Source organism: Nocardioides marmorisolisilvae (assembly GCF_003725775.1).
Classification (GTDB): Bacteria; Actinomycetota; Actinomycetes; order Propionibacteriales; family Nocardioidaceae; genus Marmoricola; species Marmoricola marmorisolisilvae.
This window is the reverse complement of record NZ_RJSG01000002.1, coordinates 1,535,877-1,544,673: the sequence shown is the minus strand read 5'-3', so window position 1 is coordinate 1,544,673 and position 8,797 is coordinate 1,535,877. Positions and strand designations below refer to the sequence as shown.

Genomic DNA, 8,797 nt, shown 5'->3' with positions numbered 1-8,797 from the left:
CGATCCCGGTGAACGAGTGGCCGGTGCCGGGCATCTTCACCGTCGTGCGCAGCTCGCGCGCCTTGTTCACGGCCCCGACGACGTCGGCGGTGCTGGTCGGGGTGTGCACCTCGGTCGGGGAGGTCGTCGTCAGACCGGACCAGTTGCGCCAGGAAGCCATGGCCGCAGGCTAGTCGCTGACCCTACGATCCGATCATGAGCCACGGGGGAACGCGGCCGCTACCGGAAGGACGGGTAGCGCTCCTCTTCACCGACGTCCAGGGTTCGACCGCGCTGCTGCACCGGCTCGGCGACCGCTTCGGCGACGTGCTCGACGAGCACGACCGGGTCCTTCGCGGGGTGTGGGACGAGTACGACGGGGTCGAGGTCGACAACGAGGGCGACGCCTTCTTCGTGGTGTTCACCGACCACGCCCGTGCGGTAGAGGCGGTCACCGTCGCGCAGCAGCGGTTGGCGACGGCCGACTGGCCGGACGGTGAGCAGGTCAAGGTCCGGATGGCGCTGCACTCCGGCGAGCCGAGGATCCGCGGACGCAAGTACTGGGGGGTGGACGTCCACTACGCAGCCCGGCTCGGCTCGGCCGCCCATGGGGGACAGGTGCTGCTGAGCGCAGACATGCAGTCCGAGGTGCCGCTGGCGCCGGTGCAGAGCCTGGGGCTGCACGGGCTGAAGGACTTTCCCGCGGCTCGCCGGATCTTCCACCTGCACCGCGAGGGCGCTGTCGCGGCCGACTTCCCGCCACCGCGAACCCTGGCAGCGGCCCGCTCCAACCTGCCGACCATCGACACCCGGATCATCGGCCGCGCCGACGTCATCGCCGACCTGAGCGCGAGACTCTCCGGGTCCGACCACCTGGTCACGCTGATCGGCCCGGGCGGCATGGGAAAGACGCGCACCGCGGTCGCCGTCGCGGACTCCTTGGCGCCCGAGTTCCCCGACGGCAGTGCCTTCGTCGCGATGGCGTCCCTGCGGCATTCTTCGGAGGTGCCCGAGGCGATCGCCGAGGCCATCGAGGAGGACCTCCAAGGGGTTGATGCCACGACGGCTCTGGCGGCCCACCTGAAGGGGAGACGACTCCTGCTCGTCCTGGACAACGCCGAGCACCTCCCCGACCTGGCCGAGGTCATCGCACCACTGGTGAGCTCGTCAGCCGGAACCCGCTGGCTGGTGACCAGCCAGGCCAGTCTCGGCCTGCGCGCCGAGGTCCAGGTCCGGCTCGACTCGCTCACCGACGACGCTGCGGTCGAGCTGTTCCTGGACCGTGCCCGTGCACGGCAGCCCGACTTCACGGTCCCGGACGCCGAGCGGGAGCTTCTGGTCGGACTCTGCCGCGAGCTCGACGGGATGCCGCTGGCGCTCGAGCTCGCCGCCGCCCGCGCACCGACCGTGGGGCTGTCGCGGCTCGCTGTGGCGCTCGGCGCCGATCCCGAGCGTGCGTTGGGCCGTGGGCCTGCCGACCTGCCGGAACGGCAACGCGGGCTGCAAGCGGCGCTCGACTGGACGATCTCGTTGCTCAACGACGTCGAGGTCCTCGCCTACGCGACCTGCGGATCCTTCGCCGAGGCCTGGTCGATCGACGACCTGGAAATGGTGATGGGCCAGTCCGCCCCGGACGTCTGGGACGCGCTGGCGCGGCTGGTCGACCTGGCCCTGGTCGTCCAACGTGGCGATGGCCGCTTCACCATGCCGGAGCGAGTGCGTCGGCATGCCACCCGGGTCCTGGAAGCCCGTGAGGACGAGGCGCCGATCCGCGGCCGTCACGTCGATCTTGTGCTGGCCACGGTCGGTCGGCTGATCCAGCACGAGAAGAACTTCCGCTTCCGCGCAGCGATGGCCGACCTGGAGGATCACCTCCCCGAGATCCAGCAAGCCCTCACCTGGGCGTCCACGCACGACAGCTCCCGCTACCGGATGCTGCTGGGCACCTGCGGGTGGTGCCTGTCCTGGTTCTCGCGCGAGCGCCCGTGGCTGGACGACCTGATCAGGTTCGCGCGTGCGGACGACCCCGGCGACCTGGCCCAGGCGCGGGTCTGGGCGTTCGCGGGGACCGCGTACTCGGAGGTCCAGAACTTCGACGAACGACGGGCGTGGCTCCGCGGCGCACTACACAGGTTTCAGGAGCTCGACGACCACCCCTGGGTGTGCGAGGTGTACCTGGCGACGTTCGAGTTCGAGTGCACGCACGGCGACCAGGGCGCCGGCCTTGAGGCGCTGCGCATCGGGCACGAGTACGCCGAGAACCACGACATTCCGGGGTACGCCCACCTGTTCGAGGACTCGGGCGCGATCGCTCTCGTGGCTGCCGGGGACTACGTCGGAGCCGAGGCGAGGATCCGCACCTGGTTGGACGACTCCCCGTTCGCGAACTGGGCTCGGGCGGCAGCCACCACGTACCTGGGTGACTGCGCCTGGGGGCAGGGACGGTTCGCGGAAGCGGCAGCCTGGTACGCCGAGGACCTGCGCGGCCTGCCGAGATCGGAGCTCGGCAACTCGATGCTCCAGGTGTTCGCGATCGCGACCTCGTGCGCGGGGCTCGGTGAGGACGCCCTGGCCGTGGAGCTCGCGAGCGGGTGCGCCCGGGTCTCGGGCGATCTCCAACTCAAAGCCGGAACCGCGATCCTGCCGGGCGGCTTGGACGACAGCATGAAGGCGGCGGCCGAGCGCCTGACGGCAGGTGCCGTCGATGCTGCCCGCGCCCGCGGCGGGGCGCTCGACTACGACGCGCTTATCGAACGCGCGCTGGAGATCGCCGACCAGGTCAGCGCCGGGATCACGGTCCGGTGAGCTGATCCGACGCGGGGCGGCAGGCCAGGGCCGCGGCCAGGGCCAGGGCACCGGCCCCGACACAGACCCAGTACGTCGCGGCGCCGTGGGTGTGGTCAGCGACGACGCCTGCCACGTAGGCGCCCGGGGCCAGGCCGGCGGAGATGCCGGTCTGGAAGACCGCCATCGCCTCGGTCAACCGGGACTTGGCGGTCGAGGACTCCAGCAGCGAGACCACGGCGATCAACGTCGGCGCCAGGGTCAGGCCGACGAAGAAGAGGACCACCCCGAGCAGCACGAGCTGGTCGAGTGCGGGCAGAGCCAGCATCGCGATCGCGAGGATGCCGATACCGGCCCGGAAGCGGACCAGGTCGGAGGACTTCCAGTGCATCGCCCCGGCGACCACCCCGGCCACCATGCTCCCGAAGGAGAAGACACCGAGCAGGATCCCGGACGCGGCCTTGTGGCCGGCGTCCTCGGCGACCGCGACCGTCGAGACCTCCAAGGCGCCGAAGAGCGCTCCGAGCGCGAGGGCAGCGATCGCGATCGGCACGACCCGCCCCCAGCCGAGCGGATCCGGCCCGTGCTCGGCGTGGGTGGGATGCGCCGGGGGAGCCGTGCGCGGCTGGGCGGCCAGCAGCAGGGTGCCGACCGTGCCGACACCGAGTGCGACCAGCAGGCCGGTCTGCGGGGCGTAGAGAGTGGAGAGGAAGGTGACCAGCGACGGGCCGGTGACGAAGACGACCTCGTCGCCGACCGCCTCGACGGCGAAGGCGGTGTGCCGCTGCTGCTCGTCGGTGACCAGGTGCGCCCACCGGGCGCGCACCATCGAGCCGACCTGCGGCATCGAGGCACCCGCGAGCACGGCGAACAGGTGCGGCAGCGGGTCCGACCACCCGGCGGTGACCGAGTGCACCAGCAGGCCGGTGGTCAGCGCGAACGCCACCGCATCGACGTACAGGACGACGGTCTGGCCGAACCGGTCGGCCAACCGCCCGTGCGGGATCGCCACCAGCGCGTTCCCGATCACGTACGCCGCCGAGACCTGGCCGGCCTTGGTGTAGGAGTCGGTCAGGGTGCTGACCAGGATCACGATGCCGAGCGTCATCATCGCCATCGGCAGGCGCGCCAGGATGCCGGTCGCGGAGAACGCGGCCGAACCCCGGATGGCGAAGACGCGGCGGTAGGACTCGAGCATGGCAACGCCACCTTAGGGGCCGCGGGTCGTCCCCCTAGGATTGAGGCATGGTCTCTGGTGCCGCCCCGTACGACGCCCTGCTGCTCGTCTCCTTCGGCGGACCGGAGAAGCCCGAGGACGTGGTGCCGTTCCTGCGCAACGTGACCGCCGGCAAGAACATCCCCGACGAACGCCTGGTCGAGGTTGGCGCCCACTACGCCCAGTTCGGCGGTCGGAGCCCGATCAACGACCAGAACCGCGACTTCCTCGCCGCGATCCGCGAGGACCTGGCCAGTAACGGGATCGACCTCCCGGTCTACTGGGGCAACCGGAACTGGGATCCCTACCTGGTCGACGCGCTCGGCAAGATGAAGGCTGACGGCATCACCCGCGCGGCTGCGCTGTTCACCTCGGCGTACTCCTCCTACTCGGGGTGCCGCCAGTACCGCGAGGACCTGGCCGAAGCCGTCTCCGATCTCGAAGGCGCACCGCGGCTGGACAAGCTCCGCGCCTACTTCAACCACCCGGGCTTCGTGGAGTCCAACGTCGACGCGACGCTGGCAGCGCTGGCCGACCTGCCCGACGACGTACGGCGCGAGGCGCACCTGGTCTTCGTGACGCACTCGATCCCCGAGGCCATGAACGAGCGCAGCGGACCGGTCGGCCGGGCCTACGTGCACCAGCACCGTGCGGTGATGGACGAGATCGGTGACCGGGTCCGCGAGGAGACCGGCCACCGCTACCCCTCGGCCCTGGTCTACTGCTCGCGCTCCGGCCCGCCCTCGGTGCCGTGGCTCGAACCAGACGTGAACGACCACCTGACCACGCTGCACAACAGCGGAGTGCCGGCCGCGGTGCTGGTGCCGATCGGCTTCGTCTCCGACCACATGGAGGTCATCTACGACCTCGACACCGAGGCCAAGGCGACCGCCGCCGAGCTCGGCATGGCCTGCGAGCGGGCCGCGACCGCCGGGGTGGACCCGCGGTTCGTCGCGATGGTGCGGGACCTGCTCCTCGAACGAGCAGCCGCCGAGCGCGGCGAGGACGTCGACCGCAAGGTCGTCGGAGCCGTGCCGGCGACCTGGGACGTCTGCGCGCCGGGCTGCTGCGCGAACCTGCGCGGGCCGCGACCGGCCCTCTGCGGATCCGACTGATGACGACCGACGAGCGGCTCCTCGACGAGCTCGCCGACCTGGCGCTGTCGATCGCCCGCGAGGCCGGGACGCTGATCGCCGAGCACCGGGCCGCCGGAGTCGAGATCGCGAAGACCAAGTCCAGCGCCACCGACATCGTCACCGCGGCCGACCACGCCAGCGAGGACCTGATCCGCGAGCGCATCCTGGCCGCCCGTCCGGGCGACGGCGTGCTGGGGGAGGAAGGCTCCGCGGTCGAGGGTGGCACCGGGGTGCACTGGGTGGTCGACCCGATCGACGGCACCGTCAACTACGCCCACGGCATCCCGAACTACGCAGTCTCGATCGGCGTCGAGGTCGCCGGCGAGCCAGTGGTCGGTGTCGTGCTGAACCCGGCCCAGGGCCTGGAGTACACCGCGGTCCGGGGTCGGGGAGCGTTCCGCAACGGCGAGCCGATCCGCGTCGCCGATCCGGTCGAGGTGGACCAGGCCGTGGTCGGCACCGGGTTCAACTACCGCCGCGACGTCCGCGAGATCCAGGCCCGCACGTTGGCGGCGATGCTGCCGCAGGTGGCCGACATCCGGCGCTTCGGCTCGTGCGCGCTCGACCTCTGCGCGGTCGCCGAGGGCAGCCTGGACGCCTACGTCGAGGAAGGCGTCGGCGGAGCCTGGGACTACACCGCCGGTGCCCTGATCGCCGTCGAGGCGGGAGCAGAGGTGCAGGTGCTCACCGGAGTGGCTGGACGGATCCTGGTGACGGCCGCTCCGAGCCCGTCGTACCCGGCTTTCCGAGACCTGCTCGAGTCCTGCGGTTTCGTGGGCTGAGACACCCCGCTCGCGGGAACAAGCGTGACCTTCGACGCGTTGTGCGGCGCAGGTGGCAATGAACGTGCACTTTGGGTCGCGTTGGGGCACAATCTGCCCGCCACCGAACAGGGGTAGACGACGGGGGTAGGAGAGGGACGATGGCAACCGATTACGACGCACCACGCAAGACCGAGGAAGAGCAGAACGAGGACAGCCTCGAAGAGCTCAAGGCGCGCCGGCACGACAAGAACTCGGGCAAGGTCGACGAGGACGAGACCGAAGCGGCCGAATCCTTCGAGCTTCCGGGTGCGGATCTCTCGCACGAGGAGCTCGCTGTCGAGGTCATGCCTCGCCAGGACGACGAGTTCACCTGCATGAGCTGCTTCCTGGTGCACCACCGCAGCCAGCTGGCCGACGAGAAGAAGATGTACTGCCGCGACTGCGCCTGAACAACACCACGACTGCGAAACGGCCGCTACCCCTCGGGGTGGCGGCCGTTCGTCGTTCGTGGGTGCCGAGCTCGGGTCAGGCGTCGGCGCCGAGGCCGGGCGGGAGCTTGCCGGTGGAGCGGGCGTAGTAGTCCGCGGCGCGACGGCTCGCCAGCATCCGCGCGACCGCGACCAGGGTGCCGCTGACGGTGGCCCAGAGCAGGGCTTCGGCGATGTCGACGTCCGGGTCGGCGGGGTTGGCCGGCGGCTCCTTGCCCGTCGCGGCCTTCCAGGTGGCGTTCAGCCCCTTCTTCGCCACCGTCGCGGCGAGCAGCGCGGCGACCAGGGAGAACACCCCCCAGACCTTCGAGCTGTCGGCTGCCTCGAGCTGCTTGTCCGCCATGGTCACACCCTAGCGAGCGTTGTCGAGGGCCGTGAGCGCGGCGGCCAGCTTGCGCGGGTGCCGGGTGCTGACCAGCCAGTACGGCGTCGGGTCGGCCGGATCGGCGATGGCGATCTTCACGGCGCGCGAGATGTAGGGCCGGGTGTGCAGGAACGCGCGGACGTCGGCATCGCGACCGTGCACCAGCCGGGTCGCCTCCTTGTCGAGCGGCTCCACCGCGCCGAGGAGCGTCACGTCGATGTGCGCAGGGCCGGCGTGCAGCACGCCGTCACGGACCTCGATGCGCGAGCTGCCGATCCAGGCGAGCAGGCCGAAGGTCAGGGCCACCAGCACCCCGGTGCCGGTCCAGGCGATCCACTCGGGGATCGAGACGATGAACGCGAGCCACACGGTCGCCAGGAACATCGTGGACTGCACCCACCAGCGCAGCGGGACGCGCAGCTGCTCGAGATAGGTGGTGGGCATGGGCGCAGTTTTTCATCCCGCCCCTGACGGCGCGCCGGTAGGGTCCGCGTCGTGACTGCGAACCAGGTCCCGATCCAGATCGTCCGGCTCGACCCCGAGCTGCCCGTGCCGTCGTACGCCCACCCCGGTGACGCCGGCGCCGACCTGTTCGCCCGTGAGGACGTCACCCTCGCACCGGGGGAGCGACGACTGGTGCCCACCGGTCTGGCGATCGCGTTGCCCGAGGGCTTCGTGGCGCTGGTGCACCCGCGCTCGGGCCTGGCCAACCGCAGCGGGCTGTCGATCGTGAACGCCCCGGGCACCATCGACGCCGGCTACCGCGGCGAGATCCAGGTCTGCCTGGTCAACCTCGACCCGACCACGCCGATCGAGCTGTCCCGCGGCGACCGGATCGCCCAGCTGGTGATCCAGCGGTTCGAGAGCGCTGAGTTCGTCGAGGTCGCCGAGCTGCCGGACTCGGTGCGCGGCGAGGGAGGCTACGGCTCGACCGGCGGCTTCCGCTGACGTCTCGTCCCCGCACTGCGGTCACCCGCGCTGGCGCGAGCGCCTACGCTTGAGGCATGGCAGACACCACGGGGCGCCTGATGGCCGGCATCCGGCAATGGGCGAGCTCCGGTCACGACGAGGCGACCGACCTGAAGAAGGAGGTCGCCAAGGCAGGCTGCCTCGCGATCGGCGACGCCCCTGACCGCGAGATGGTCACCGTGCAGGGCACCCTGCGCACCGTGACGCTGCGCCCGCGCGGCGGTGTGCCCGCCCTCGAGGCCGAGCTGTACGACGGCACCGGCACGATCACCGTCCTCTGGTTGGGCCGCCGCCGCATCGCCGGCATCTACCCCGGCCGTGCGATCAAGGTCACCGGTCGGATCGGCGTGCACGGCGGCGTGCGCACGGTCTACAACCCGCGCTACGACCTGCGGTACTGACTTGGAGATCGAGCAGACCGTCGAGGAGGTCGTCCGCGCCCAGCTCGCCAAGGCTCTGGGCGGACGCCGGGGGATGATCGAGGCGGCGGTGCCGACGGCCGTCTTCACCCTGCTCTTCCTGACCACCCACGAGCTCAAGCTCGCGCTGGCCGTCTCGGTCGGGTGCGCCGTGGTGCTGCTCGTGCTGCGGGTCGTCCAGCGCAGCACCACCCAGTTCGTCTGGAACGCGCTCTTCGGCATCGGCATCGGCGCCTTCTTCGCCTGGCGCTCGGCGCGCGGGGGCGGCGACGCCAACGACCAGGCGCTCGCGTACTTCCTGCCGGGTGTCCTCTACAACGCCGTCTACTCGGTGTTCATGGTGTTCTCGATCGTGGTCCGCTGGCCGCTGATCGGCTTCCTGGTCGGCAGCGTCACCGGAGACCCGACCGCCTGGCACGAGGACAAGGCCGTGGTGCGGCTGTGCAGCCGACTGACCTGGATCCTGGCGCTGCCGTGCCTGGTCCGGGTCGCGGTCCAGGCGCCGATCTACCTGGCCGGCAAGAACGGATGGTGGGACGAGGACTCCGCGGTGGCAGCCCTGGGCGCCACCAAGCTGGCGATGGGCTGGCCTCTCCAGATCGCCGCGCTGACCACGATGCTGTGGCTGCTCAGCCGCAACAAGACGCCCGCTGCGCCGACTGCCGCGGAGGCGTAGCC

General features: G+C 70.9%; 10 protein-coding genes. 7 read left to right on the top strand and 3 right to left on the bottom strand.

Annotated features, from left to right (window positions below; genetic code table 11):
* The first annotated feature begins 195 nt into the window (after window positions 1–195).
* Complete coding sequence (locus tag EFL95_RS11590; RefSeq protein ID WP_123234110.1) at window positions 196–2,784, top strand: ATP-binding protein; 2,589 nt, start codon at window positions 196–198, stop codon at window positions 2,782–2,784.
* Here EFL95_RS11590 and EFL95_RS11585 read toward each other — a convergent pair.
* Complete coding sequence (locus EFL95_RS11585) at window positions 2,771–3,961, bottom strand: MFS transporter (protein WP_123234109.1); 1,191 nt, start codon at window positions 3,959–3,961, stop codon at window positions 2,771–2,773. The genes EFL95_RS11590 and EFL95_RS11585 overlap by 14 nt on opposite strands.
* 47 nt (window positions 3,962–4,008) lie before the next feature.
* Here EFL95_RS11585 and EFL95_RS11580 point away from each other — a divergent pair, with 47 nt between their 5' ends.
* The 3 genes from EFL95_RS11580 (at window position 4,009) to EFL95_RS11570 (ending at window position 6,328) form a co-directional block, all read left to right on the top strand.
* A complete protein-coding gene (locus EFL95_RS11580) occupies window positions 4,009–5,094 on the top strand; it encodes a ferrochelatase (protein ID WP_123234108.1) in 1,086 nt (361 codons plus the stop codon).
* Window positions 5,094–5,897, top strand: a complete 804-nt coding sequence (locus EFL95_RS11575) for an inositol monophosphatase family protein (RefSeq protein ID WP_123234107.1) — start codon at window positions 5,094–5,096, stop codon at window positions 5,895–5,897. Before EFL95_RS11580 ends, EFL95_RS11575 begins: the two co-directional genes overlap by 1 nt.
* Before the next feature lie 140 nt (window positions 5,898–6,037).
* Window positions 6,038–6,328 carry a DUF4193 domain-containing protein gene (locus tag EFL95_RS11570; protein ID WP_123234106.1) on the top strand — a complete coding sequence of 97 codons (291 nt, stop codon included), beginning with the start codon at window positions 6,038–6,040 and terminating at the stop codon, window positions 6,326–6,328.
* Between the two features lie 76 nt (window positions 6,329–6,404).
* On the opposite strand, the gene EFL95_RS11565 is transcribed toward EFL95_RS11570, so the two are convergent.
* Together EFL95_RS11565 and EFL95_RS11560 are read right to left on the bottom strand one after the other, a co-directional pair.
* A complete protein-coding gene (locus tag EFL95_RS11565) occupies window positions 6,405–6,710 on the bottom strand; it encodes a DUF4235 domain-containing protein (RefSeq protein WP_123234105.1) in 306 nt (101 codons plus the stop codon).
* Window positions 6,711–6,719: 9 nt separating this feature from the next.
* Window positions 6,720–7,175 carry a DUF3093 domain-containing protein gene (locus EFL95_RS11560; RefSeq protein WP_123234104.1) on the bottom strand — a complete coding sequence of 152 codons (456 nt, stop codon included), beginning with the start codon at window positions 7,173–7,175 and terminating at the stop codon, window positions 6,720–6,722.
* Window positions 7,176–7,226: 51 nt separating this feature from the next.
* Between EFL95_RS11560 and dut the strand changes: the two genes are divergently transcribed.
* From dut to EFL95_RS11545, 3 genes are read left to right on the top strand one after another with little or no spacing between them, the layout of a single operon-like run.
* Window positions 7,227–7,679 (top strand): dUTP diphosphatase, encoded by a 453-nt coding sequence (dut, locus tag EFL95_RS11555; RefSeq protein WP_123234103.1) that lies wholly within the window; start codon window positions 7,227–7,229, stop codon window positions 7,677–7,679.
* Window positions 7,680–7,735: 56 nt separating this feature from the next.
* On the top strand, window positions 7,736–8,101 hold the full coding sequence (locus tag EFL95_RS11550; RefSeq protein ID WP_221176372.1) for an OB-fold nucleic acid binding domain-containing protein: 366 nt from the start codon (window positions 7,736–7,738) through the stop codon (window positions 8,099–8,101).
* 1 nt (window position 8,102) lies between these two features.
* Complete coding sequence (locus EFL95_RS11545) at window positions 8,103–8,795, top strand: DUF3159 domain-containing protein (RefSeq protein ID WP_246004913.1); 693 nt, start codon at window positions 8,103–8,105, stop codon at window positions 8,793–8,795.
* Window positions 8,796–8,797: the final 2 nt, after the last annotated feature.

Excerpts from the sequence above, each read along its gene's own strand:
- EFL95_RS11590 (WP_123234110.1), top strand. The coding sequence starts at position 196 with ATGAGCCACGGGGGAACGCGGCCGCTACCGGAAGGACGGGTAGCGCTC.
- EFL95_RS11585 (WP_123234109.1), bottom strand. The coding sequence starts at position 3,961 with ATGCTCGAGTCCTACCGCCGCGTCTTCGCCATCCGGGGTTCGGCCGCG.
- EFL95_RS11580 (WP_123234108.1), top strand. The coding sequence starts at position 4,009 with ATGGTCTCTGGTGCCGCCCCGTACGACGCCCTGCTGCTCGTCTCCTTC.
- EFL95_RS11575 (WP_123234107.1), top strand. The coding sequence starts at position 5,094 with ATGACGACCGACGAGCGGCTCCTCGACGAGCTCGCCGACCTGGCGCTG.
- EFL95_RS11570 (WP_123234106.1), top strand. The coding sequence starts at position 6,038 with ATGGCAACCGATTACGACGCACCACGCAAGACCGAGGAAGAGCAGAAC.
- EFL95_RS11565 (WP_123234105.1), bottom strand. The coding sequence starts at position 6,710 with ATGGCGGACAAGCAGCTCGAGGCAGCCGACAGCTCGAAGGTCTGGGGG.
- EFL95_RS11560 (WP_123234104.1), bottom strand. The coding sequence starts at position 7,175 with ATGCCCACCACCTATCTCGAGCAGCTGCGCGTCCCGCTGCGCTGGTGG.
- EFL95_RS11550 (WP_221176372.1), top strand. The coding sequence starts at position 7,736 with ATGGCAGACACCACGGGGCGCCTGATGGCCGGCATCCGGCAATGGGCG.